26 protein-coding genes are annotated in these 23,187 nt (G+C 74.6%); 17 read left to right on the forward strand and 9 right to left on the reverse strand.

Annotated features, from left to right (window positions below; genetic code table 11):
• Nucleotides 1-6: 6 nt before the first annotated feature.
• On the reverse strand, nucleotides 7-885 hold the full coding sequence (locus ACFU5J_RS12970; RefSeq protein ID WP_430579009.1) for an A/G-specific adenine glycosylase: 879 nt from the start codon (nucleotides 883-885) through the stop codon (nucleotides 7-9).
• A gap of 788 nt (nucleotides 886-1,673) precedes the next feature.
• On the opposite strand from ACFU5J_RS12970, the gene ACFU5J_RS12975 reads away from it, so the two are divergent.
• Nucleotides 1,674-2,513 carry a hypothetical protein gene (locus tag ACFU5J_RS12975; RefSeq protein ID WP_430578976.1) on the forward strand — a complete coding sequence of 280 codons (840 nt, stop codon included), beginning with the start codon at nucleotides 1,674-1,676 and terminating at the stop codon, nucleotides 2,511-2,513.
• Nucleotides 2,514-2,595: 82 nt separating this feature from the next.
• Here the strand turns inward: ACFU5J_RS12975 and disA are convergent, their stop codons facing one another.
• Together disA and radA are read right to left on the reverse strand one after the other, a co-directional pair.
• Nucleotides 2,596-3,681, reverse strand: coding sequence for a DNA integrity scanning diadenylate cyclase DisA (disA, locus tag ACFU5J_RS12980; protein ID WP_380321471.1), 1,086 nt, complete (start codon nucleotides 3,679-3,681; stop codon nucleotides 2,596-2,598).
• 9 nt (nucleotides 3,682-3,690) lie between these two features.
• Nucleotides 3,691-5,136, reverse strand: a complete 1,446-nt coding sequence (gene radA / locus ACFU5J_RS12985) for a DNA repair protein RadA (RefSeq protein WP_430574460.1) — start codon at nucleotides 5,134-5,136, stop codon at nucleotides 3,691-3,693.
• Between the two features lie 60 nt (nucleotides 5,137-5,196).
• On the opposite strand from radA, the gene ACFU5J_RS12990 reads away from it, so the two are divergent.
• The 5 genes from ACFU5J_RS12990 (at nucleotide 5,197) to ACFU5J_RS13010 (ending at nucleotide 9,079) form a co-directional block, all read left to right on the forward strand.
• A complete protein-coding gene (locus tag ACFU5J_RS12990) occupies nucleotides 5,197-5,913 on the forward strand; it encodes a DUF2087 domain-containing protein (protein ID WP_430578977.1) in 717 nt (238 codons plus the stop codon).
• Between the two features lie 97 nt (nucleotides 5,914-6,010).
• A complete protein-coding gene (locus ACFU5J_RS12995; RefSeq protein ID WP_430574462.1) occupies nucleotides 6,011-6,637 on the forward strand; it encodes a hypothetical protein in 627 nt (208 codons plus the stop codon).
• Nucleotides 6,638-6,683: 46 nt separating this feature from the next.
• A complete protein-coding gene (proC, locus tag ACFU5J_RS13000) occupies nucleotides 6,684-7,547 on the forward strand; it encodes a pyrroline-5-carboxylate reductase (RefSeq protein ID WP_430578978.1) in 864 nt (287 codons plus the stop codon).
• Between the two features lie 66 nt (nucleotides 7,548-7,613).
• Nucleotides 7,614-8,360, forward strand: a complete 747-nt coding sequence (locus ACFU5J_RS13005) for an ABC transporter ATP-binding protein (protein ID WP_430578979.1) — start codon at nucleotides 7,614-7,616, stop codon at nucleotides 8,358-8,360.
• A complete protein-coding gene (locus ACFU5J_RS13010) occupies nucleotides 8,357-9,079 on the forward strand; it encodes an ABC transporter permease (protein ID WP_430578980.1) in 723 nt (240 codons plus the stop codon). The genes ACFU5J_RS13005 and ACFU5J_RS13010 overlap by 4 nt, the downstream gene beginning before the upstream one ends.
• Nucleotides 9,080-9,101: 22 nt before the next feature.
• On the opposite strand, the gene ACFU5J_RS13015 is transcribed toward ACFU5J_RS13010, so the two are convergent.
• Together ACFU5J_RS13015 and ACFU5J_RS13020 are read right to left on the reverse strand one after the other, a co-directional pair.
• Nucleotides 9,102-9,773, reverse strand: coding sequence for a potassium channel family protein (locus tag ACFU5J_RS13015; RefSeq protein ID WP_430574467.1), 672 nt, complete (start codon nucleotides 9,771-9,773; stop codon nucleotides 9,102-9,104).
• A 49-nt stretch (nucleotides 9,774-9,822) separates the two neighbouring features.
• Nucleotides 9,823-11,214 (reverse strand): TrkH family potassium uptake protein, encoded by a 1,392-nt coding sequence (locus ACFU5J_RS13020; protein ID WP_430574468.1) that lies wholly within the window; start codon nucleotides 11,212-11,214, stop codon nucleotides 9,823-9,825.
• A gap of 64 nt (nucleotides 11,215-11,278) precedes the next feature.
• Between ACFU5J_RS13020 and ACFU5J_RS13025 the strand changes: the two genes are divergently transcribed.
• Nucleotides 11,279-12,454 (forward strand): acetoin utilization protein AcuC, encoded by a 1,176-nt coding sequence (locus ACFU5J_RS13025; RefSeq protein ID WP_430574469.1) that lies wholly within the window; start codon nucleotides 11,279-11,281, stop codon nucleotides 12,452-12,454.
• A gap of 39 nt (nucleotides 12,455-12,493) precedes the next feature.
• Here ACFU5J_RS13025 and ACFU5J_RS13030 read toward each other — a convergent pair whose 3' ends face one another.
• Nucleotides 12,494-13,732 carry an MFS transporter gene (locus tag ACFU5J_RS13030; RefSeq protein WP_430578981.1) on the reverse strand — a complete coding sequence of 413 codons (1,239 nt, stop codon included), beginning with the start codon at nucleotides 13,730-13,732 and terminating at the stop codon, nucleotides 12,494-12,496.
• A gap of 15 nt (nucleotides 13,733-13,747) precedes the next feature.
• Here ACFU5J_RS13030 and ACFU5J_RS13035 point away from each other — a divergent pair, with 15 nt between their 5' ends.
• The gene (locus ACFU5J_RS13035; RefSeq protein ID WP_430578982.1) at nucleotides 13,748-14,332 is read left to right on the forward strand and encodes a TetR/AcrR family transcriptional regulator; all 585 of its coding nucleotides are present in this window, start codon (nucleotides 13,748-13,750) and stop codon (nucleotides 14,330-14,332) included.
• A 133-nt stretch (nucleotides 14,333-14,465) separates the two neighbouring features.
• The gene (locus ACFU5J_RS13040) at nucleotides 14,466-14,564 is read left to right on the forward strand and encodes a 30S ribosomal protein bS22 (protein WP_003792170.1); all 99 of its coding nucleotides are present in this window, start codon (nucleotides 14,466-14,468) and stop codon (nucleotides 14,562-14,564) included.
• 134 nt (nucleotides 14,565-14,698) lie between these two features.
• On the opposite strand, the gene ACFU5J_RS13045 is transcribed toward ACFU5J_RS13040, so the two are convergent.
• The gene (locus ACFU5J_RS13045) at nucleotides 14,699-15,502 is read right to left on the reverse strand and encodes an HAD family hydrolase (protein WP_430574472.1); all 804 of its coding nucleotides are present in this window, start codon (nucleotides 15,500-15,502) and stop codon (nucleotides 14,699-14,701) included.
• A 41-nt stretch (nucleotides 15,503-15,543) separates the two neighbouring features.
• Here ACFU5J_RS13045 and ACFU5J_RS13050 point away from each other — a divergent pair, with 41 nt between their 5' ends.
• Nucleotides 15,544-15,813, forward strand: a complete 270-nt coding sequence (locus ACFU5J_RS13050; protein WP_430579010.1) for a glutaredoxin family protein — start codon at nucleotides 15,544-15,546, stop codon at nucleotides 15,811-15,813.
• Nucleotides 15,814-15,832: 19 nt separating this feature from the next.
• Complete coding sequence (locus ACFU5J_RS13055) at nucleotides 15,833-16,495, forward strand: redox-sensing transcriptional repressor Rex (RefSeq protein WP_430574474.1); 663 nt, start codon at nucleotides 15,833-15,835, stop codon at nucleotides 16,493-16,495.
• 93 nt (nucleotides 16,496-16,588) lie between these two features.
• Here the strand turns inward: ACFU5J_RS13055 and ACFU5J_RS13060 are convergent, their stop codons facing one another.
• Nucleotides 16,589-17,137 (reverse strand): YceI family protein, encoded by a 549-nt coding sequence (locus ACFU5J_RS13060; RefSeq protein WP_430574475.1) that lies wholly within the window; start codon nucleotides 17,135-17,137, stop codon nucleotides 16,589-16,591.
• A gap of 103 nt (nucleotides 17,138-17,240) precedes the next feature.
• Here ACFU5J_RS13060 and ACFU5J_RS13065 point away from each other — a divergent pair, with 103 nt between their 5' ends.
• The 6 genes from ACFU5J_RS13065 to ccsB all read left to right on the forward strand — a co-directional run bounded on the left by ACFU5J_RS13065 (nucleotide 17,241) and on the right by ccsB (nucleotide 22,667).
• Entirely contained in the window at nucleotides 17,241-17,816 is a 576-nt protein-coding gene (locus ACFU5J_RS13065; protein WP_430574476.1) for a MarR family winged helix-turn-helix transcriptional regulator, read from the forward strand.
• A 61-nt stretch (nucleotides 17,817-17,877) separates the two neighbouring features.
• Nucleotides 17,878-18,522 (forward strand): histidine phosphatase family protein, encoded by a 645-nt coding sequence (locus ACFU5J_RS13070; RefSeq protein ID WP_430578983.1) that lies wholly within the window; start codon nucleotides 17,878-17,880, stop codon nucleotides 18,520-18,522.
• Nucleotides 18,519-19,157, forward strand: coding sequence for a TlpA family protein disulfide reductase (locus tag ACFU5J_RS13075; protein ID WP_430574478.1), 639 nt, complete (start codon nucleotides 18,519-18,521; stop codon nucleotides 19,155-19,157). Before ACFU5J_RS13070 ends, ACFU5J_RS13075 begins: the two co-directional genes overlap by 4 nt.
• Entirely contained in the window at nucleotides 19,157-19,933 is a 777-nt protein-coding gene (locus ACFU5J_RS13080; protein ID WP_430578984.1) for a cytochrome c biogenesis CcdA family protein, read from the forward strand. The genes ACFU5J_RS13075 and ACFU5J_RS13080 overlap by 1 nt, the downstream gene beginning before the upstream one ends.
• On the forward strand, nucleotides 19,933-21,675 hold the full coding sequence (locus tag ACFU5J_RS13085) for a cytochrome c biogenesis protein ResB (protein ID WP_430578985.1): 1,743 nt from the start codon (nucleotides 19,933-19,935) through the stop codon (nucleotides 21,673-21,675). The genes ACFU5J_RS13080 and ACFU5J_RS13085 overlap by 1 nt, the downstream gene beginning before the upstream one ends.
• A 2-nt stretch (nucleotides 21,676-21,677) precedes the next feature.
• Nucleotides 21,678-22,667 carry a c-type cytochrome biogenesis protein CcsB gene (gene ccsB / locus ACFU5J_RS13090; protein WP_430574481.1) on the forward strand — a complete coding sequence of 330 codons (990 nt, stop codon included), beginning with the start codon at nucleotides 21,678-21,680 and terminating at the stop codon, nucleotides 22,665-22,667.
• Between the two features lie 140 nt (nucleotides 22,668-22,807).
• On the opposite strand, the gene ACFU5J_RS13095 is transcribed toward ccsB, so the two are convergent.
• Nucleotides 22,808-23,164, reverse strand: coding sequence for a PLD nuclease N-terminal domain-containing protein (locus tag ACFU5J_RS13095; RefSeq protein WP_430574482.1), 357 nt, complete (start codon nucleotides 23,162-23,164; stop codon nucleotides 22,808-22,810).
• Nucleotides 23,165-23,187 lie beyond the last annotated feature (23 nt).

Raw genomic sequence — 23,187 nt, forward strand, 5'->3', positions numbered from 1 at the left:
ACCCGCCTAGGTCGGCAGGTGGTACCGGCCGGCGTCGTCCTGCTCGACGAGGCCGTCCTCGACGAGGCCCGCGAGGCAGCGGTCCACCTGCGCCTGGTCGGGGCCGGAGTCGGCGAGGAGCGCGCGCGGCAGCGGGTCGGTGGCGGTGCGCAGCGCGGCCATGACGCGGCCCCGCACCTGGCGGTCCGTGCCGTGCCAGGCCTGGGTGCGGCGGCGGTGCGCGTGGGCGTCGGGCGGGTGCCCGGCGGCGCGCCACGCGCACAGGTCGGCGACGGGGCAGGCGCCGCAGCGGGGCGCGCGGGCGGTGCACACGACGGCGCCCAGCTCCATCGAGGCGCCGGCCCAGCGGGCGGCGGTCGCGTCGTCGCCGGGCACGACCGCGGTGGCGAGGGCGCGCTCCGCGGCCGTGGGCGACGGCGCGCCGAGCGCCGTGCCACCACGGGTGCGGGCCAGCACGCGCCGCACGTTGGTGTCGACCACCACGGAGCGGCGGCCGAACGCGAACGCGCGCACCGCCGCGGCCGTGTACTCGCCGATGCCGGGCAGCGCGCGCAGCTCCTCCTCGTCGTCGGGGACGGCGCCGCCGTGCCGCTCGACGATCGCGGCCGCGCACTGCTGCAGGCGCAGCGCCCGGCGCGGGTAGCCGAGCCGGTCCCAGGCGCGCAGCACGTCGGCGGTGGAGGCGGCGGCGAGGTCGGCGGGCGTCGGCCACCGCTCCAGCCACGCGCGCCACACCGGCTCGACCCGCACCACCGGGGTCTGCTGCAGCATCACCTCGCTGACCAGCACGCCCCACGGCGTGCGGTCGGGGCGTCGCCACGGCAGGTCGCGGGCGGCGTCGTCGAACCACGCGACCGTCCGCGCGACCAGCGGGTCGGGGGACACGGTGGCCGACGTCGGCGGGGCGGGGTGGACGGGCGGCACGGTCGCCCATTGTGTCCCATGAGGTGTCAGACCTCGCCGCCGGCAGGTCACGGGTGCGGTGGCCGGCGGCGCGGCTCCGCGAGCGGCGAACCGGCGCGTCGTACGGTGGCGCCGCAGCACGGTTCGAGACGGAGGAGTGGCCCGTGGCACGTGCGGACGACGGGCGTCGGGGTGGCAGCACCTCGCGCGGCGCCGGCGCGCGCTCCGGCGCAGGTCGGGCGGGCGGTTCCGGCGCGTCCGGGCGCTCGGGCGGCACGTCGTCGGGCAAGCGGACCTCGGCCGGGTCGTCGCGGTCGACGACGTCGCGCGGGTCGACCACCGGCGCGGGCAAGGGCGGCGCGAAGCCGGCCGCGAAGAAGCCCTCGACGGCCGCCCCCCGGAGCGGTTCGAAGGCGACGCCGAAGCCCGCCCCCCGGAGCGGCTCGAAGGCGACGTCGAAGCCCGCCGCGAAGCAGGGACCGAAGGGCGCTGCGCGCGGCGCGGGCGCCCGGTCCGGGTCCGCGGCCGGCGCGCGGTCCACGGGGACGAAGGCCTCGTCCGCGCGTCCGTCGTCGACACGCTCGTCCTCGACACGTTCGTCGTCGACGAGGTCGTCGGGGTCCCGCGGCGGCAACCGCCGGGTGGTCACGGCGTCGCAGTTCGTCGCGCCCGGTGCGTCGCGCGGCGGTGCGCGCTCGGCGTCGGCCGGCCGCACGGCGTCCCGGCCCGCCAGGTCGCGGACGGCGCCGCGTCGTTCACGCCGTTCGACCGTGGTGTCGCTCCTCGTGGTGGTGCTGCTGTGCGCGACGGGCGTGGTCGGCGGCTACGGCGTCGGGCGTGCGGTCGACGGCGTGCGGGGGATGCTCGCCGGGCCGGAGAGCCTGCCTGCGGACAAGGTCGCCGCGCCCGAGCCGCTGAACGCCGGCGGCCCGTGGACGACGTGCGCCCCGGAGAACGTGGAGCTGCGCCTGTCGTCGAGCGCGTCGACCGTGACGGCCGGCTCGCCGCTGTCGTTCATGGTGCGGGTGACCAACGTGGGCCGCGTGCCGTGCACCTTCAACGGCACCGCCGCGAGCCGCGCGGTGACGATCACCGACGCCACGGGCAAGGAGCGCGTCTGGTCGTCGTCCGACTGCGCGGACGGCTCGCGGATGCTGCTCCTGGGGCCGGGTGACCTCAACGCGGGCGAGGTGCACTGGAAGTCGCAGACGTCCGGGAAGGGCTGCACGGGGCAGCCCGCGGTGCCCGCCGGCACGTACCAGGCGACGGCGTCGCTCGTCGACGTGCCCGGCGCGAAGAGCGACCCCGTCACCTTCACCGTCGCCGCGAAGGCGAAGGCCAAGGCCGGCACCGCGACGGACGACGCCGACACCCAGGACGCGAAGGGTGACGGCGCCGCCGCGACCGATGACGCCGCGGATGACGCGAAGACCGGTGACGAGAAGGCCGGTGACGAGAAGACCGGCGACGCGGCCGACTCGTCGTCCGACGGCGCCGAGGGCGACGACGCGCAGGGCGAGGACACCGACCGGGGCGGGAAGGACGAGGGTGCCGGGCGCGCCGCCGACCGCAAGGCGGCGGCCGACGAGAAGGCGTCCGAGCGGGGCTGATCCCGACGTGGCCGACGGGCTGCCCGACCTGCGTGCGCGACCCGCAGGCCGACGCCGGGCGCCGGGTCAGGTGCGGCTCAGGTCAGACGTAGCGCTCGAGGATGCTGGACTCGGCGAGGCGCGACAGGCCCTCGCGCACGGCGCGCGCCCGCTGCTCGCCGACGCCGTCGACGGCCATGAGGTCGTCGACGCTCGCCGCGAGGAGCTTCTGCAGCCCGCCGAAGTGCCCGACCAGTCGCTCGATGATGGCGGCGGGCAGGCGCGGCACCTTGGACAGGAGCCGGTAGCCGTGCGGCGCCACCGCGGCGTCGAGGGCGACGCCCCCGCCGGGCAGCTCCAGCACGCGGCCGATGTGGCCGAGGTCGAGGAGCTGCGCGGAGTCGAGGGCGGCGAGGTCGGCCTGGACCCCGGTGAGGGAGCGGCCGCTGCGCTCGAGCTCGACGTAGTCGCGGACCACGAAGTCGCGGTCGGCGCCGATGCCGCCGATGAGCTCGTCGAGCTGCAGGGCGAGGAGGCGGCCGTCCGCTCCGAGCTCGACGACGTACCCGTCGATCTCCTCCGAGATGCGGCGCACCATCTCCAGGCGCTGGACGACGGAGCAGACGTCGCGCACGGTGACGAGGTCCTCGATCTCCAGCGCGGACAGGGTCCCCGACACCTCGTCGAGGCGGGAGCGGTAGCGCTCCAGGGTGGCGAGGGCCTGGTTCGCGCGGCCGAGGATGGTGTCCGGGTCCTCGAGGACGTGCCGGTGCGACCCGACGTAGATGGCGATGATCCGCATCGACTGGCTGACGGAGATCACCGGCAGGCCGGACTGCTTGGCGACGCGCTCCGCGGTGCGGTGGCGGGTGCCGGACTCGCTGGTCTCGATGGACGGGTCCGGCAGCAGCTGCACGGCGGCGCGGCGGATGCGCGTGGCGTCGTGGTCGAGGACGCACGCGCCGTCCATCTTCGACAGCTCGCGCAGGCGCGTGGCCGAGAACTGGACGTCGAGCTCGAAGCCGCCGGAGCACATCTGCTCCACGGTCTTGTCGAGGCCGAGGACGATGAGCGCGCCCGTGCGGCCGCGCAGGATGCGCTCGAGGCCGTCGCGCAGCTCGGTGCCGGGGGCGACCGCGGCAAGCGTCTCCCGGAGCAGGGCATCGGAGTGCACGGAGGAGGGAGCCACGGGGGAATCCTACGACGCGGAGGGCCGCTCGCCCCGGCGATCCGCCGATCGGACGCCGACCCCCGCGAGGTCGACGGCCTCGGCGAGGTGCCGGGCCTCCAGGAGCTGCATCCCCGCGGGCGCCTTGACCGACGCGCCGGCCGGCACGACGGCCCGGACGAAGCCGAGGCGCGCGGCCTCGCCGACCCGCCGGTCGAGCCCCGTGACGGGCCGGATGTCGCCCGCCAGACCCACCTCGCCGAGCGCGACCGTGCCGGTGGGCAGCGGCTCGCCGGTGCGCGCCGACACGATGGCGAGGGCGGTGGCCAGGTCGGCGGCGGGCTCGGTGACCCGGGCGCCGCCGATCGTCGAGACGTACACGTCCTGGTCGGCGAGCCGCAGGCCGGCGTGCCGGTGCAGCACCGCGAGGATCATCGCCAGGCGGGACGACTCGACGCCGCTCGTCGTGCGCCGCGGGTTCGCCAGGGGCGACGGCGCGACCAGGGACTGCAGCTCCAGCGCGAGCGGGCGCCGGCCCTCGAGCGTCACCGTGACGCAGGTGCCCGGCACGCCCGCGCCGAGGTGGGAGAGGAACAGGCCGCTCGGGTCGCTGAGGCCGATGATGCCCTTCTCGGAGAGCTCGAAGCAGCCGACCTCGTCCGTGGGGCCGTAGCGGTTCTTCACGGCGCGCACCATGCGCAGCCGCGAGTGCCGGTCGCCCTCGAACTGGCACACGACGTCGACCAGGTGCTCGAGCGTGCGCGGGCCGGCCACCGTGCCGTCCTTGGTGACGTGCCCGACGAGCAGCACCGGCACCTGCCGCTCCTTCGCGACGGCGATGAGCGAGGCGGCGACCTCGCGCACCTGGCTCACGCCCCCGGGCGCGCCGTCCACCTCCGCCGACGCGATGGTCTGCACGGAGTCCACGACCAGCAGGTCGGGCTGGTTGGCCTCGATGTGGCCCAGCACGGTGCCGAGATCGGTCTCCGCGGCGAGCAGCAGCGTCGGCGCCAGCGCGCCCACCCGCTCCGCGCGCAGGCGGACCTGCCCGGCGGACTCCTCGCCCGTCACGTAGAGCACGGTGCGCGCGTCGCGGCCGTCGGCCCCGCGCGCGTAGCTGGCCGCGACGTCGAGCAGCAGGGTCGACTTGCCGACGCCCGGCTCGCCCGCCAGCAGCACGACCGCCCCGGGCACGAGCCCGCCGCCGAGCACGCGGTCCAGCTCGGGCACCTGCGTGGGCGCCGCCTGCGCGGCCGCGACGTCGATGTCCCCGATCGGGCGCGCCGGGGCGCGGCCCGGGCTGGTCGCGACCGTGCGCGGCCCGGCCGACGCCGGGCCCTCGTCGGTGACCGTGCCCCACTCCTGGCACTCGCCGCAGCGGCCCACCCACTTGGGGGTGGTCCACCCGCACTCCGTGCAGCGGTAGCCGGGGCGGGACTGCTTGGCGCGGCTGCGGGACGACGTCGTGGTGCTCACGTCGACAGACGCTAGGCCCCGGCACCGACACCGGCGCGGGCGGCGCGCGATGATGGCCGGGTGGCCCCCGAGAACCCCGACGTGACCCGGTTCCTGCACGACGGGCGCCTGCTGGCGATGCCGCGGCGGTGGGAGCACCGCAGAGCGGTGGCGCGCTGGCTCGCGCACGCCACGCTGCCCGACCTGCTGGAGCCGCTGGGGGAGCGCGAGCTCACGGACCGGCTGGCGGAGCTCGCCGCGGACCCGGTCGGCGCGCGGCGCGCGATGGTCGACCTGGGGACGGTGCACCGCACCCGCGACGGCGCCGAGTACTGGCGCACGGAGCTCACGGAGTACGACGGGCTCACCCCGGACGAGGTCGTCGAGGACGTGGACACCTCCGAGGGCCTGCACCGCACGCTGCACCTCGACGGCCGCCGGGTCGTCTCCGTCGCCACGTTCTACGACGAGCTGAACCGCGTCTTCATGGCGGGCGAGGACTGGGACCTCGGGCCGAGCCTCGACGCCCTGGACGATCTGCTGCACGGCGGGTTCGGCGCCGCGCACGGCGCGGACCGGGTCACCGTCGTCTGGCACGCCTTCGACCGCTCCCGCGACGCCCTCGGCTTCGCCGCGACGCGCGCGTACTACCTGGCGAAGCTCGGCGACCCGCGGTTCGACGCCGCCCTGTTCCGCGGGCGCCTCGCCGACCTCGAGGCCGGGCGCGGCCGGACGTACGCCGAGCTCGTCCTGGAGGTGTTCGCCGACCACCCGGACGTCGAGCTCGTGCTGCGCTGAGCCGGGGCGCCTCGACACGCGCCGGAGGAGCCGCCGACACCGGGACGCGCGCCCTAGGCTGCGTCGTGCACCGCCGCCGACCCCGCAGGAGGACATCGTGAGCCAGGCACGCACGGGCGGGAACGGGCGCCCGTCGCCGGAGGTGTTCCGCCGTCGTCGGATCGTGGTGGCGTCGGCCGCGGGCGCGCTCGTGCTGGTGGTGGTGCTGCTGACGGCGTTCGTGTGGCCGGGGTTCGCGCGCGAGGAGCCGGAGCCGCAGGCCACGGTGACGGCGCCGGTCCCGACGCCGACGATCGCGCCGAGCGGGCGCCCGGAGTCGCAGACGGCGTTCCTCAAGGCGCAGCCCGACACCGTGCTGGCGCTGGCGCTGCAGGGCGTCACGGAGGACAAGGACCGCGAGAAGGAGGCCGACGCCGTCGAGGCGTGGCAGCTCACGTACGCGGACGGCGCGGGCGACGCCGCGACCACGGTGCAGGTCGAGGCCGGCCAGTGGGAGGACGACGACGCCGCGTCCGCGGCGTACGAGGCGCTGGTCAAGGCGGCCGGCGAGCCCACCGGCGAGGGCGACGTGACGGTGGACGGCAAGACCGTCGGGGCGTACGTCGTCACCCCGGGCTCGGCGACGGGCACCGCCGTCGTCACGTGGCGCAACGGCACGGCCGTGCTGCAGGCCACGGGCCCGGCGGACCTGGTCGAGGACTTCTACTCCGCGTACCCCCTGTAGCCCGCGCGTCGGCCCCGAGGGCCGCGCGGGACGTACCGTGGTGCCCGTGAGCGAGCAGACTGACGAGCAGGCCGGCGCCCCGACGAACAGCCGGACGGACGGCGTGAAGATGGCGTTCCTGGGGACGGGCAACATGGGCGAGGCGGTGCTCGCGGGGGCGCTGTCCGCGGGGGTCGCGCCGCAGGACGTGGTGGCCACCTCCCGCCGTGCCGAGCGCGGCGCCCACCTCACCGAGCGCTTCGGGGTGCGCGCGACGACGGACAACGTCGCCGCCGTCGAGGGCGCGCACGTCGTCGTCGTCGGCGTGAAGCCGAAGGACGCGGGGGCCATGCTCGACCGCGTGGCCGACGCGCTCGAGCCGGGCGCCGTCGTGGTGAGCGTCGCCGCCGGCCTGCCGCTGTCGTTCTTCGAGCAGCGCCTGCCCGCCGGCACCCCCGTGGTGCGGGCGATGCCCAACACCCCCGCCCTGGTGGGCGCCGGCGTGACCGCGGTCGTCGGGGGGTCGGCCGCCCGCGAGGACGACGTCGCCCTGGTGGAGCAGGTGCTCGCCGGCTCCGGCCACGTCTTCCGCGTCGCCGAGAAGGACATCGACGCGTTCGGCGCGCTCGCGGGCTCGGGCCCGGCCTACGTCTTCTACGTGGTCGACGCGATGGCGGAGGCCGGCGTGCTGCTCGGCCTCACCCGCGACGTCGCGCGGCGCCTCGCGGTCGAGACCGTGCTGGGCTCGGCGAAGCTGCTCGACGAGACGGGCGAGCACCCCGTCCTGCTCCGCGAGAAGGTCTCCTCGCCCGGTGGCACCACGGTGGCCGCGCTGCGCAAGCTCGACGACGGCGGCGTGCGCGCCGCGTTCCTCGACGCGCTCGAGGCCGCCCGCGACCGCTCGCGGGAGCTGGCCGCCGAGCACGGCTGACCCGGCGCACGGCCGACCCGGCGCGCTGCGGGGAGAGCGGGCCCGCCGGGGAGCACAATCCTCCTCATGGGGAACGACGACGACGTCGCCGTCCGGGTCCGCGGCCTGCGGGTCGAGCGGGGCGGCCGGCCGATCATCGACGGCCTGGACGTCACCGTGCCCGCGGGCCAGGTGGTGGGGCTGCTGGGGCCGTCCGGCTCCGGCAAGACGACGCTGCTGCGCGCGGTCGTCGGGGTCCAGGCCCGGGTCGCGGGTGAGGTGACCGTCCTGGGCGAGCCCGCGGGTGCTCCGGCCCTGCGCCGCCGCGTGGGCTACGTGACGCAGGCCGCCTCGGTGTACACCGACCTCACGGTGCTGCAGAACCTGCGCTACTTCGCCCGGCTCGCGGGGCTGCCGGCCGCGGGGGCGGAGGCGGCGGTGCGCCGCGCCGTCGCCGCCGTCGACCTCGGCGGGCACGAGAAGCAGCGGGTCGCCACGCTGTCCGGCGGCGAGCGGTCGCGCGTCTCGCTCGCGGCCGCCCTCGTCGGCGACCCCGAGCTCCTGGTGCTCGACGAGCCCACGGTCGGCCTCGACCCCGTGCTGCGCCGGGACCTGTGGGCGATGTTCCGCCGCCTCGCCGGGGACGGGCGGGCGCTGCTGGTCTCGAGCCACGTCATGGACGAGGCCACCCAGTGCGACCGGCTCCTGCTGCTGCGCGACGGGGCGCTCGTCGCCGACCTCACGCCCCCCGAGCTCCTCGCCCGCACCGGCGCCCCCGACGCCGAGCGCGCGTTCCTCGCGCTCATCGACCAGCAGGCGGAGGAGGCCCGATGACCCTCACCCTCACGACCGCGAGCCGGGTCCTGGCGCAGCTGCGCTTCGACCACCGCACCGTCGCGCTCATCCTCGTGCTGCCGTGCCTGCTGCTGGGGCTCATCGCCTGGATGTTCGACGGCACGCCAGTGCTCGACCAGTTCGGCCCGATGCTCGTCGGGCTGTTCCCGCTGATCGTGATGTTCCTGGTGACGAGCGTCGCCACCCTGCGCGAGCGGCAGTCGGGCACCCTCGAGCGGCTCATGACGACGCCGCTGCGCAAGGGCGACTTCGTGGCCGGCTACGCGCTGGCGTTCGCGGCGCTCGCGCTGCTGCAGTCGCTGGTGGTGGTGGGCTTCGCCCTCGTCGTCGGGATGGACGTGCTCGGCCCGCTCTGGCTCGTGATCGCCGTCGCGATGCTCGACGCCGTCCTCGGCTGCTGCCTGGGCCTCGCCGCGTCCGCGCTCGCCCGCAGCGAGTTCCAGGCCGTGCAGATGATGCCCGCGGTGATCTTCCCGCAGCTCATCACCTGCGGCCTGCTCGTGCCGCGCGACCAGATGCCCGAGGTGCTCGAGTGGCTCTCGCGCGTCTTCCCGCTCACCTACGCGGTGGAGGCCATGCAGACGCTCGCCGCCGGCGGCGAGTGGGCGGACGTGCAGGGCGCGGTGGGCGCCATCGCGCTGTTCATCGTCGGCGCCGTCGTCCTCGGCGTCGCCACCCTGCGCCGTCGGACCGCCTGAGGGTCCCGTCTCCCCGCGGGCCTCAGGGGCGGGCGGAGAACCGCTCCAGCAGGTCGGCGTGGCCGGAGCAGACCAGCAGGTCGTTGGCGCTCACGCGGGTCTCGGGCGTCGCGTAGGTGAACTCGACGCCGGGCGACTTCACGCCGATGACGGTGACGCCGTAGCGCTTGCGGATGTCCGACTGCGCGAGCGTGAAGCCCTGCATCTCCTTCGGCGGGCGCATCTTGACGATCGTGAAGCCGTCCTCGACCTCGATGTAGTCGAGCATCTTGCCGCTCACGAGGTGCGCGACGCGGGAGCCGGCGTCGGCCTCGGGGTAGACGACGTGGTGCGCGCCGATGCGGGTGAGGATGCGGCCGTGCTCCGCCGAGATGGCCTTGGACCAGATCTGCGGCGTCCCGAGGTCCACGAGGTTGGCCGTGATGAGCACGGACGCCTCGAGCTCCGTGCCCACGCCGACGACGGCGACGCCGAAGTCCTTGGCGCCGAGCTGGATCAGGGCCTCCGACTCCGACGCGTCGGCCTCCACCAGGGGCAGGCGGCCCGACCACTGCGCCACGAGCTTCTCGTCGCGCTCGACGGCGAGCACGTCCTGCCCGAGCCGGTCCAGCGTCGTCGCGAGCGACGAGCCGAAGCGCCCCAGGCCGATGACGAGCACGCCCGCGTCGCGCGCGGGAGCCTTCTTGTCCGCCACGGTTCTCCTCTTTCCGGCAGGTCGTCTTCACGCAGGTCGTCAGGTGGGGTCACCCGATGATCGGGCGTTCCTCGGGGAAGCGTACGATGCGTCGCCGGTCGCGCAGCGCCAGGGCGCCGAGCAGCGAGATGACGCCGACGCGCCCCACGAACATCAGCGCGCACAGCAGGTACTTCGCGGCGTCGGGCAGGCCCGCGGTGACGCCGGTCGACAGGCCCACCGTGGCGTACGCGGAGATGACCTCGAACAGCGCCTCGGACAGGCGCAGGTCGGTGAGACGCAGCAGGGCCAGGCACGACACGAGCACGGCCGTGGCGCCCACGAAGACGACCGCGATCGACAGGCGCAGGGTGTCTCGGGGGATGCGGCGGCCGAACACCTCGGTGTCGGCGTCGCCGCGGGCCTCGGCGACGATGGCGAGGAGCATCACGGCGAAGGTCGTGACCTTGATGCCGCCCGCGGTGGACGCGGAGCCGCCGCCCACGAACATCAGGGCGTCGGTGAGCAGCCAGGTCTCCTGCGTCATCTCGTGCACCGGCACGGAGCTGAAGCCCGCCGAGCGCGGCATCACGGACGCGAAGACCGACGACAGGATCTTGGTCGCGAAGTCCTGGTCGCCGAAGGTCGCGGGGTTGTTCCACTCCATCGCGCCGATGAGGATCGCGCCGGCCACGAGGAGCGCGAGGCTGGTGGTGACCGTCAGCTTGGTGTGCAGCGACAGGGCCCGGACCCAGTGCTTGTGCTTGCGGCGGCGGTTGGTGATGACGTTGAGGATGACGGGGAAGCCGAGCGAGCCGATGAACACGCCGAGGGCGATCGGCACCAGGACGAACCAGTCGGACGCGAACGGGAGCAGCCCCTCCTGCGTCGGCACGAACCCCGCGTTGTTGAACGACGAGATGCCGTAGAAGAGCGCGTGCCAGGCCGCGGTCCCCGCGTGGTCGCCGAGGGCGAGGAAGCGGGGGAAGAGCAGCAGCGACAGGCACAGCTCGATGGTCGTGGCGGTGATGATGATGGTGCGCAGCAGCGCGCCGACCTCGCCGAGCCGCTCGGTCTTCGTCTCCGACGCCGTCAGCAGCTTCTGCGTGAGGCCTAGCCGGCGCGACACGGCGAGGCCGAGCAGCGACGCCAGCGTCATCACGCCCAGGCCGCCCACCTTGATGCCGACGAGGATGACGACGTGCCCGAACTCCGACCAGTAGGTGGCGGTGTCCTGCACGACGAGGCCGGTGACGCAGACCGCCGACGTCGCGGTGAACAGCGCGTCGACCATGGAGGCGCCGCGGCCGGACGCCGTCGCCCACGGGGTGAGGAGCAGCAGCCAGATCACGGTGATGACGGCGGCGAACACCGTCATGGCGAGCCTCGCGGGGTACTCGCGGGCGGCGCGGTTGGCCCAACCGCGCAGCGAGAGCCCGCGACCGCCCCACGTCCCCGGCACCCTGTCCCCTCTCGCCCTTCAGTCGCTGGGCACAGCCTGCCACGCCGTCGGCTACCGTGACGGGATGCGCGTCGCCCGGCTGCTGTGGAGCCCTGAGCTCCTGCGCTACGACTTCGGCCCCGGGCACCCGATGGCGCCCGCCCGGCTCGACCTGACCATGCGGCTCGTGGCGGAGCTCGGCCTCCTCGACGAGCCCACGCTGGAGCTGGCCGACGTCGAGCCGGCCCCCGACGAGGTCATCGAGTCGGTGCACGACGCCGCCTACGTCGCGGCGGTGCGCCGCGCGGCCGCGACCGGCGCCCCGGACCTCGCGCGCGGGCTCGGCACCGAGGACGACCCGGTGTTCCCGACCATGCACGAGGCGGGCGCCCGGCTCGTCGCCGCGTCGGTGGACGCCGCGGAGTCGGTGTGGTCGGGGCACGTGCAGCACGGCGTGAACATCGCGGGCGGCATGCACCACGCGCAGCGCGGCGCGGCGTCCGGGTTCTGCATCTACAACGACGCCGCGGCGGCCGTGCAGCGGCTGCTCGACCTCGGTGCGGAGCGCGTCGCGTACGTCGACCTGGACGCCCACCACGGCGACGGGGTCGAGTCGATCTTCTGGGACGACCCGCGCGTCCTCACGGTGTCGGTGCACCAGGACGGGCACACGCTGTTCCCGGGCACCGGCAACGCGGGCGACACGGGCGGCACCGCGGCGCAGGGCACGGCGGTGAACGTCGCGCTGCCGCCCCGCACCGACGGGGCGCACTGGCTGCGGGCCGTGGACGCCGTCGTGCCGGCGGTGGTCCGCGAGTTCCGGCCGCAGGTGATCGTGTCGCAGCACGGGTGCGACGCGCACGGCAACGACCCCCTCACGGACCTCGACGTGGGCGTGGCGGCGCAGCGCACCGCCGCCCGGTGGGTGCACGCCCTCGCGCACGAGCTCGCCGACGGCCGCTGGGTGGCGCTCGGCGGCGGCGGGTACGCGGTGGTCGACGTCGTGCCGCTGGTGTGGGCGAGCCTCGTCGCGGAGGCCGCGCACGCGCCCCTGCCCGCGTGCCTGGAGCTGCCCGAGTCCTGGCGCCGCGAGGTGGAGGAGCTCTCCGGGCTCGACCCGGCCGAGCGGCTCGCCGGCGGCGAGATCTCCTGGCGCCCCTGGGGGGACGGCTACGACCCGGCCGACGACGTCGACCGTGCGATCCTCGCCACCCGCCGGCACGTGTTCCCCACGTGGGGGCTGGACCCGTACCGGGACTAGGGGACCGGCCGGCCGGACGGCCCCGCGGCCCCACGAGGGTCACGTGGTCCGGCGCCCGCGCGGTCCCCGCCGCGGTGCCGCGAGGAGCAGGGCGGCGGCCGTCACGAGCCCGGCGACGATCGCGGCGGCGCTGAACACCCGCAACGAGGCGGTGCCGACGACGACGCCGGCGAGCAGCGGGCCGACGGCGGAGCTGGTCTGCCCGAGGGCGGTGACGACGCCGAACACGTGGCCCTGCTGGTGGCGCGGCACGGTCGCGTACTCGACGTTGACGAACATCGTGCCGTAGACCCCTCCCGCGGTCCCGAAGACGAAGGCCACGGGGAGGAGGACGCCCAGCGGCGCGGCGGTGCCGAGCGCCAGGAACATCGGCACGACCGCCGTCACGACGGCGAGCGGCGCGAGGCGGCGGCGGGACAGGCGGCGCTCGACCCGTGCGCTCGACCACGCACCCAGGATGCTGCCGACACTCTGCGCGGTGAGCACGAACCCGAGGGCGGCCGGGCTGCGCAGGACCTCCGTCCCGTACACGGGAGCGATCACGGTGGCCCACGCGGACGACAGCAGCCCCAGCACCAGGGACCCCGCGAGCATCAGCCGCAGCACCGGGCTCCGCCCGATGACGCGCAGCGCGCCGGCGACCGTCGGCGGCCGCTCCTGCGTGTCCTCGGGCTCGAACCGGGGCAGGAAGCCCCGGACCAGCAGTGCGGACACCAGGAACGTCACCGCGTCCCCGACGAGGACCAGCGGCGCGCCCGCCGCGGCGATCGCCGCGCCCGCGACCGGTGCCCCGATCGCCCCGGCGAGCGCGAGGGACGCCAGGTACGGCCCGCTCACGGCGCCGGTCGTCGTCCCGCCGCGCTCGGCGGCTCCCGCGAGCAGCAGGTAGCTCGCCGCCACCGCGGGAGTCCGCAGGAACCCGTTGACGGCGACGAGGGCGAGCAGGAGCCCGAAGGGGAGCGCGCCGAGCTCGAACAGCGCGGGGACGGCCAGGACGGCGACGCCGCTGACCACGTCCGACAGCACGCGCGTGCCGCGGGCGCCGAGCCGCTGGATGAACCACCCTGCGCAGGCCGAGGCGACCACGACGGCGGTGAACTCGCACGCGGCGACGACACCGGTGAGGGCGGGGTCCCGGGTGATCGAGAAGGCGAACCACGGCAGCGCCACCAGGCTCATCGCGCCGCCGACGGTGGACACGAGGTTGGCCACGACCAGCATCACGAGCGGCACGCGCGACGGCGCACGCACGAGCTCGGGGAGTCCGGACCGGGTCATGCGTACACTGTATACATGACGGGGAAGAAGCAGCAGACGGCCGTCCGGCGCGAACAGATCCTCCGGGCGGCGCTCGAGCTCACGGACGAGGTCGGGGTGGAGCGGCTCTCCATGCGGACCGTCGCCGAGCGGGTGTCGCTGTCGGCCATGGGGCTCTACCGGCACTTCGCCGACAAGGCGGAGATCCTCGACGCCCTCGTCGGCCGGGTGCTCGCCGACGTCGCCACCGGCGACCTCCCCGCCGAGTGGCGGCCCCGCCTGCACGCCGTCGCGCAGCAGCTGCTCGACGCCGCCGTCCGGCACCCCGAGGCGTTCCTGCTCGTGCTCAACCGGCCGTACCGGGCTCCCGAGGCGATCCGCGTCATGGAGGCGACGTACGGGATCCTGCGGGACGCCGGCGTCGACCCCGACCAGCTGCCGCGCGTCGAGCGCCTCGTGAGCACCGCCCTGATCGGCTACGCCGCCGCGGTGGGCAGCGGGGCGTTCTGGTCGGGCGGTTCCCCCGACGGCCCCCCGATGGAACCCGGGGCGCCCGAGTGGAGGGACGAGCTGCGCCGGAACGTCGACGACCTCGGTGCCGTCATCCTGCGCGCGCGGTAGCCGCCGGGTCAGGCAGCCCCTCAGCATCGGGTACCCTGGGGGACGGACTTTTCCGCGTTGGTCGGCTGCTCCTGGAGACAGGGCTCCTGGGACCAACCGTGTTCCACCGACCGACAAGCATTGTGAGGACCTCATGGGCTCCGTCATCAAGAAGCGCCGCAAGCGCATGGCGAAGAAGAAGCACCGCAAGCTGCTGCGGAAGACGCGTCACCAGCGTCGCAACAAGAAGTGAGCTCGTCCGCCGGCTGATCCCGGCGGGCAGCGAGCACGAACGGGCCCGGCACCTCCACGGAGGCGCCGGGCCCGTTCGCACGTCCGGACCGGTGTCGCCCGTCCGGACGTGCCGCCGGCGTGGCGAGGGTGCCGTCAGCGGCCGCGCAGGCGCTTCTGGATGCTGCGCAGGGCCAGGCCCGCCACCCAGGCGGCGCCCGCCCACGACGCGGTCTTCATGCCCCGGCCCGCGACGCGGCGCCCGCGCCCGCGGAACTCGCGGATGGGCCAGCCCACCTCCTTGGCGTGCCGGCGCAGGCGGGTGTCGGGGTTGATGGGGCACGGGTGCCCCACGGTGCGCATCATCGGCAGGTCGTTGAGCGAGTCGCCGTACGCGTACGAGGCGGACAGGTCGATGCCCTCGCGCTCCGCGAGCTCGCGCACGGCGGCGGCCTTCGCCTCCCCGTGCATGAGGTCGCCCACGAGGCGGCCGGTGTAGAAGCCGCCGGAGTGCTCGCCGATGGTGCCGAGGCAGCCGGTCGCGCCCAGGCGGCGCGCGATGAGGCCGCCGATCTCCACGGGGGTCGCGGTCACCAGCCACACCTGGTCGCCGGCGGCGAGGTGCTCGTCGAGCAGGCGCTTGGTGCCCGGGAAGATGCGCAGCTCGAGGACGGTGTCGTACACGTCCTCGCCCACGGCGGTGATCTCCGCCACGGAACGGCCGGCGATGAGCGACAGGGCACGGCTGCGCACCGACTCGATCTGCGTGCGCGACTCCCCGAACACCAGGTACTTCGCCTGGATGAGCGCGAACCGCACCAGGTCGCGGGTCCCGAAGAACCGGCGCTGGTAGAGGGCGCGTGCCAGGTGGAACGCGCTGGCGCCGCGGATGATCGTGTTGTCGACGTCGAAGAACGCTGCGGCGCGCACCGGCGTGGACGACTCGGCGGGCGACGGCATGCGGTCCACTGTATCGGCGCGGCTAGGCTTGGTAGGTGAGCATGCCGCAGGGATCCGCAGGTGAACCCCGGGTGCTGCTGTACACGAAGCAGGGCTGCCACCTGTGCGAGGACGCTCGGGCGGTCGTCACGGACGTGTGCGAGGCGGCGGGGGAGGCATGGCGCGAGATCGACATCGAGGTCGACGACGCGCCGGGCGGTGATCTGGTGGGAAGGTACGGGGACTACGTGCCCGTCGTCGAGGTGGACGGCGTGCAGCAGGGTTTCTGGCGGGTGGACGGCGCGCGGCTGGCGCGCCGGCTGGCGCGCTGAGCCCGGGGAGGACGACGGAGTGATCGAGCTCGGTGAGGCGACGGTGCCGGCCGCGACGGTGGCGCGGCTGCCGTACTACCTGCGCGCCCTGCGTGACCTGGCGGAGGCCGGGGTGACGACGACGTCGTCGTCGGAACTGGCGGAACGGTCCGGGGTGGGGTCGGCGCAGCTGCGCAAGGACCTGTCCTACCTGGGGTCGTTCGGCACGCGCGGGGTGGGCTACGACGTGCAGTCGCTGGCGCAGTACATCGCGACGGCGCTGGGGCTGGAGTCCGAGCACCGGCTGGCGATCGTCGGCATCGGCAACCTGGGGCACGCCCTGGCCAACTACTCGGGCTACGCGGCGCGCGGCTTCCAGGTGGTGGCGCTGCTCGACGCGGACCCGCAGGTCGTGGGCCGGACGGCGGCGGGCCTGACCATCGAGCACGTCGACCGGCTCGAGGAGGTGCTGGCGCGCACGGGGGTGTCGATGGTGGTCCTGGCCACCCCGGGGCCGGTGGCGCAGCCGATCGCCGAGCGCATCGTGGGCTGCGGCGTGCGCGAGATCCTGTCGTTCGCGCCCGTCGCGCTCCAGCTGCCCGACGACGTGGTCGTGCGCTCGGTGGACGTGGCCGGCGAGCTGCAGATCCTGGCGTTCCACGCCGCCGCCCGCGCGGCGACGAACGGCACCGCCGCGAGATAGCGGTCGCGCCGGGCCGGTACGAGAGAGCGCCGAGGTCGTCCGGCTCGGACGACCTCGGCGCTCTGCGAGCTGCCTCGCGGGGAGGGAGCGGGCTCAGGCCTGCTTGATGGCCGAGACGTCGAGGGCGATCTTGACCTTGTCGCCCACCAGGACGCCGCCGGTCTCGAGCGCGGCGTTCCACGTGAGGCCGTACTCCTTGCGGGAGATCTCGATCTGCGACTCGAACCCGGCGCGGGCGTTGCCGAACGGGTCGGTGGCGGTGCCGGTGAACTCGGTCGGGAGCTCCACGGAGTTGGTCACGCCGTTGATGGTGAGGTCGCCGGCGATCGTGTAGTCGTCGCCGTCCGTCGAGATGCCCTTGGAGACGAAGCTCCAGACCGGCTTCTCCTCCGCGTGCCAGAAGTCGGCGCTGCGCAGGTGGTTGTCGCGGTTCTCGTCGTTCGTGTTGACCGACGCCGCGTCCAGCTCGGCCGCGACGTTGGAGGACTCGAGGTCGTCGCCCACGGTGATCGAGCCGCCGGTGATCGCGATCGTGCCGCGCACCTTGGCGATCCCCGCGTGACGCACGGAGAAGGAGGCGGTGGAGTGGGCGGTGTCGATGGCGTAGGTACCGGTGTTCAGGCCTGCGGGCAGCGCGGTCATGGGTGTCTCCTCGGAGTAGGTCGTGCGGTCGGTGTCACTAGGTAGTTGAGCACTCAACTACCGTCACGAGGGGGAGAACACGCCGGTCTCGTAACCTATTCCCGTGGGCGGGACGAACGAGGCGCGGCAGCGCGAGGACGCGGAGACGCGATGGCTCGACGAGAGCCAGCAATGGGCGTGGCGACGCTTCCTGGAGGGGACGGCACGCTTCTTCGAGGCGCTGGGCACCGCGCACGACGAGGGGCTGCCGGTGACGCTCGGCGAGTACCACCTGCTGGTCCAGCTCTCCGAGGCGCCCGAGCGCACGCTGCGGATGTCGGCGCTCGCGGAGTTCCTCGCCCTGTCGCGCAGCCGGCTCACGCACACCGTCGACCGCATGGAGCAGCGCGGGCTCGTGGTCCGCACCCCCGTGCCGGGCGACCGGCGCGGCGTGAACTGCGTCATGACCGACACCGGGTACGCCGCGCTCGTCGACGCCGCGCCGGGCCACGTCACCGCCGTCCGGCGGCTGCTGGTCGACGCCCTCGACCCCGCCGAGATGGCGGTCCTGGGCCGCGCGATGGCGAAGGTCGCCGCCACCGCGAAGGGTCTCGACCCCGCCGTGGAGCTCGCGGGCGAGCCGGGTGCGGGCGTGCCTCCCGCCGAGTCGCCGCAGGACGGTCCCGCACCCGGGGCGTGAGCGCCGTCACCCCTGGCTGGACGGGACCTGGGTACCCCGGAGTTCTGGGACACTGGGACCCATGGCCACCACCACCGTCCATCTCGTGCGGCACGGCGAGGTCCACAACCCGGACGGGGTCCTCTACGGGCGCATCCCCGGCTACCGCCTGTCCGATCGCGGTCAGGCGATGGCGCGCCGCGTGGCGGAGCACCTGTCCGGGACGGGCCACGACGTCGCCGGCGTCGTCGCGTCCCCGCTGCAGCGCGCGCAGGAGACCGCGACCCCGACGGCCCAGGCCTTCGGCCTGACCCTCGCCACCGACGACCGCCTCGTCGAGGCCGGCAACCACTTCGAGGGCACGACGATCGGGAGCAACCCGGCGCAGCTTGCCCACCCCCGCTACTGGCGCTTCCTGTGGAACCCGCTGCGCCCGTCGTGGGGCGAGCCGTACGCCGCGCAGGTCGCGCGCATGCGCGCCGCGGTGGACGACGCCCGCCGCGCGTACGCCGGCCACGAGGTGGTGCTGGTCAGCCACCAGCTGCCCGTGTGGGTGACGCGGCGCTCGTTCGAGGCCCGCTCGCTGGCGCACGACCCGCGCCGGCGCGAGTGCTCCCTGGCGTCCATGACGTCGCTGCGGTTCGAGGGCGACACGTTCGTCGGCCTGCACTACACCGAGCCCGCCGCCGACCTGCTCGCGGGCGCCGACCCGGTGCCGGGGGCATGATGCGCACCACCTCCTCGCGCGCGCTCCGGCGCGCGTCCGCGGCGGTCGGCGCCGTCCTCGGCCTCGGCCTCCTCGCCGCGTGCGGCGCGCAGGACTCGGGCGCCGGCGACGTCGTCGGCCAGGGCTTCGTCTCCGGCGACGGCTCGGTGAAGCAGTGGGACGCGGGCGACCGCGGCGACGTGGTCACCGTGCAGGGCACCACCTTCGAGGGCGACGACGTCAGCACCGCCGACTGGCTCGGCGACGTCGTCGTCGTGAACACCTGGTACGCCGGCTGCGCGCCGTGCCGCGCCGAGGCCCCCGACCTCGTGGCTCTCGCGAACGACCGCGAGGCGGACGGCGTGCGCGTCCTGGGCATCAACACGGAGGACGAGGCAGGCGCCGCCACCTCGTTCCAGCGCACCTTCGACGTCCCGTACCCGTCCGTCGCGGACAGCACCGGGAAGGTCGTGGCCAAGCTCTCGGGCGTCGTGCCGCTGCAGGCCGTCCCGTCAACCGTCGTGCTCGACGCCGAGGGCCGCGTCGCGGCGCGCGTCATCGGGCAGGCGGAGGCGTCCACGCTCGACGCGATCGTCGACGAGGTGCTCGCCGAGTCGTCCGGCGGCTCGGGCGACGGCGCGGCGAAGGGCGCCTGATGGGTGACACCTTCGCGGTCACGGCGTTCAGCGGCTCGATGCTGCTGGCGCTGCCGGTGGCGTTGATCGCCGGCCTCGTGTCGTTCGCCTCGCCGTGCGTGCTGCCGCTCGTGCCCGGCTACGTCGGGTACGTCAGCGGGATGGCCGCCGCCACGGCCGGCGGGTCGCAGGCCCGCCCCGGGGCGCCGCGGGACCCGGGCCGCCGGCGCGTCGTCGCGGGCGTGGCCCTGTTCGTGCTCGGTTTCACCGCGGTGTTCGTGGCGCTCATGGCCGCGGCCGGGGCGCTCGGCTCGTACCTCGTGCAGTGGGAGACCACGATCATGCGGGTCCTCGGGGTCGTCGTGATCCTCATGGGTCTCGCGTTCCTCGGGGCGATGCCGTTCCTGCAGCGCGAGCGGCGCATGCACCTCAGCCCCCAGGCGGGCCTGTGGGCAGCGCCCCTCCTCGGCGTCGTGTTCGGCCTGGGCTGGACGCCCTGCATCGGCCCCACCCTCGCCGCCGTCCAGGCGCTGTCGCTCGACCAGGCGTCCGCCGGGCGCGGCATCGCGCTGGGCATCGCGTACTGCATCGGGCTGGGCGTGCCGTTCCTCCTGGTCGCGCTCGGGCTGCAGTCGTCGCAGCGCATGCTCGGCTTCCTGCGTCGCCACCGCCTGGCCATCCAGCGCGCCGGCGGCGCCCTGCTGGTGCTGGTCGGCCTGGCGCTGGTCACGGGCCTCTGGGCCGCGTGGACCAGCCAGCTCCAGGGCTGGGTCAGCGGATTCGCGACGGTGGTGTGATGAGCGAGAAGGCGACCTACCGCCCCGAGGGCATCAACGACGCGTTCGTCGAGGGCCGTCCGGACGACGCCCCGTCCGCGCCCGCGGACGGGCCGCAGAAGCCCGGTGGCACCCCGACCCTGCCCTCCCTGGGCTGGCGCGGCACGCTCCGCTGGACGTGGCGTCAGCTGACGAGCATGCGCGTGGCGCTCATGCTGCTCATGCTGCTCGCCGTCGCGGCCGTGCCCGGCTCGATCCTGCCCCAGCGGGGCCAGGACGCCGCGGCCGTGCTCGAGTACCTCGGCGACCACCCGACCCTGGGGGAGTGGCTGGACCGCTTCGGCTTCTTCGAGGTCTACAGCTCCGTCTGGTTCTCCGCGATCTACCTGCTGCTCTTCATCTCGCTGGTGGGCTGCATCCTGCCGCGCACGATCGCGCACGCCCGCGCCCTGCGGAACCGCCCGCCGAAGACCCCGGTGCGGTTCGGCCGCTTCCCCGCGACGGCGGAGGCCGGCACGACGGCGTCGCCGGACGAGGTGGTCGACGCCGTCGCCACCCACCTGCGCGGGCCGCTGCGCCGGCTGCCCACCTTCCGGGTGGACGTCGGCGCCGAGGAGCCCCGCCTCGGGCGCCCGGCCACCCGCACCGTCGCCGCCGAGCGCGGCTACCTGCGCGAGTCCGGCAACCTCCTGTTCCACCTGGCGCTGCTCGGCCTGCTCGTCTCCGTCGCCCTCGGCCAGCTCATGCACTACCGCGGCCAGGCGATCGTCACGGAGGGCCGCGGCTTCGCCAACGCCGTCGTCGACTACGACACCTTCGACAAGGGCGCCTGGTTCCGGCCGTCGTCGCTGTCGCCGTTCTCCATGACCCTCGACTCGTTCGAGTCGACGTTCGCCTCCGACACGGTGGCGTTCGCCCAGGCGCGCGACTTCACCGCGTACGTGACGGCCACCGAGCCCGACGGCTCGTCGCACGCCGAGACGATCAAGGTGAACGAGCCGCTCACGGTCGACGGCGCCAAGATCTACCTGCAGGGCAACGGCTTCGCGCCGGAGATCACAGTGAAGGACGGCGCCGGCGAGCTGGCGTTCTCCGGCCGGGTCCCATTCCTGCCCGAGGACACCATGTACACGTCGCGCGGCGTCGTGAAGGTGCCGGACGTGTCGAAGGGCCAGGAGCAGATCGGCCTGGTCGGCTACTTCCTGCCCACCGCCGTCGTCGACGCGGACGGGTCCGCCCGTTCCGTCTTCCCGCAGCCGCAGAACCCGCTGATGGTGCTCGAGGTGTACCGCGGCGACCTGGGCCTGGACGACGGCGTGCCGCAGAACGTGTACCGCCTCGACACCGCGAGCCTCACCCCGTCGGTGGACGAGGACGGCGCGACGATCAAGCTCCTGGTGAAGCCGGGGGAGACCGTCGAGCTGCCGGACGGCCTCGGCACGGTGACGCTCGGCGAGGACGTGCCGCGGTACGTCGCGCTCGACCTGCGCCACGACCCGTCGCTCGCCTGGGTGCTCACCTTCGCCCTGCTCGCCCTGGGCGGCCTCGCGATCTCGCTGTTCACGCCGCGCCGTCGCGTGTGGGTGCGATCATGGGAGACCACGGACGACGACGGTCGGTCCGTCACGCACGTCGAGCTCGCCGGGCTCGCGCGCGGTGACGACGCCGGCCTGCAGCGTGAGGTCGACAAGGCCCTGGCGGCGGTGCCGGGCCGGGTGGACGACACGCCCGACGACAACCCGAAGACAGCCACGGAGGACTGACCATGCAGATCGCCGAGCTGAGCGTGCTGCTCGTGTGGGGCGCGGCCACGGCGCTCACGATCGCGCTCGTCGCGTTCGCGATCGACCTCGGCCGCCGCACCGAGCAGCGGGCCGACGCCCGCGCCGAGGCGCGCACCCCGGTCGCGGTGGGGGCCGGTGCTCCGGCGCCGGAAGCTCCCGCCGACGCGAAGGGCGGTGGGGCGGCGCCGCCGGCCCCCGCCCGCCGACGCGCGGCCGGGATCGCGATGTCGACGACGTGGCTGGGCACCGCCATGCTGCTCGTGGCGATCGTGCTGCGGGGCATCGCCGCGGGCCGCACGCCGTGGGCCAACATGTACGAGTTCACGCTGGTGGGCTCCTTCATGGCCCTCGCCGTGTTCCTCGGCATGAACGTGCGCAAGGACTTCAAGTTCCTCGGCGCGTTCGTCACCGGCCTGGCGGTGCTGTTCCTCGTGCTCGGCCTGAACGTCTTCTACGTGGCGGCCACCGGCGTGCAGCCGGCGCTGCAGAACTACTGGCTCGTCATCCACGTGGGCGTGGCGATCAGCGCCACCGGCATCTTCACGGTGGCGTTCGTCTCGTCGGTGCTGCAGCTCGTGCGCGACAGCCGCGACTCGGGCTCGCCGTACCTCCAGCGCCCGGGCTTCCGCTGGCTCGACCGCGTGCCGACGCCGACGTCCCTGGAGGCGCTGTCCTTCCGCCTCAACGCGGTGGGCTTCGTGCTGTGGACCTTCACCATCATCGGCGGCGCCATCTGGGCCGAGCACGCCTGGGGCCGCTACTGGGGCTGGGACCCCAAGGAGGTCTGGAGCTTCGTCATCTGGGTCGTCTACGCGGCCTACCTGCACGCCCGCACCACGCGGGGCTGGGACGGCCGCCGCGCCGCCTGGTTCGTGATCGTCGGCTACCTGTGCGTGCTGTTCAACTTCACCGGCGTGAACCTGATCTTCAACGGCAAGCACTCGTACTCGGGCCTCAACACCGACGCCTGACCCACCAGGGCTTCGGGGCACGACAGTTCGGGGCACGACAGAGGGGACCGTCCGCACCGGACGGTCCCCTCTGTCGTGCCCACGGTTCAGGGCCGTCGCCCTCACGCCTCAGGGGCGTCGCCCCCAGTGCCCCAATGCCCTCAGGGGGCGTCGCCGTTGCCGCCGGACTCGCGCTGGCGGCGGCGCTTCTCCTGCTCCAGGCGCCAGAGGAACTCGGGGTCGTCGTCGGGGGCCACGGGCCCGGAAGGGCGGCGCGGGCCGGAGGGGCCGCGACGGCCCGGCCGCGAGGAGTCCCCACGGCCGCCGGAGGCGCGGCGGCTCGCCTGCTTGACGACGATCCACGCGACGGCGCCGAACAGCGGCAGCAGCACGATGATCACCGCCCACAGCCACCGGGGGAGGCCACCGCGCTCCTCCTCGTCGGAGCCGGCGAGGTCGAGGAGGGCATACAGGGCGAGCCCCACCACGAGCAGCGGCAGGATCACACGCGCGAACATGCCCCCAGCCTAGTTCGGCGTCG

Source organism: Isoptericola sp. NPDC057559 (assembly GCF_042801555.1).
In the GTDB taxonomy this organism is placed as follows: domain Bacteria; phylum Actinomycetota; class Actinomycetes; order Actinomycetales; family Cellulomonadaceae; genus Isoptericola.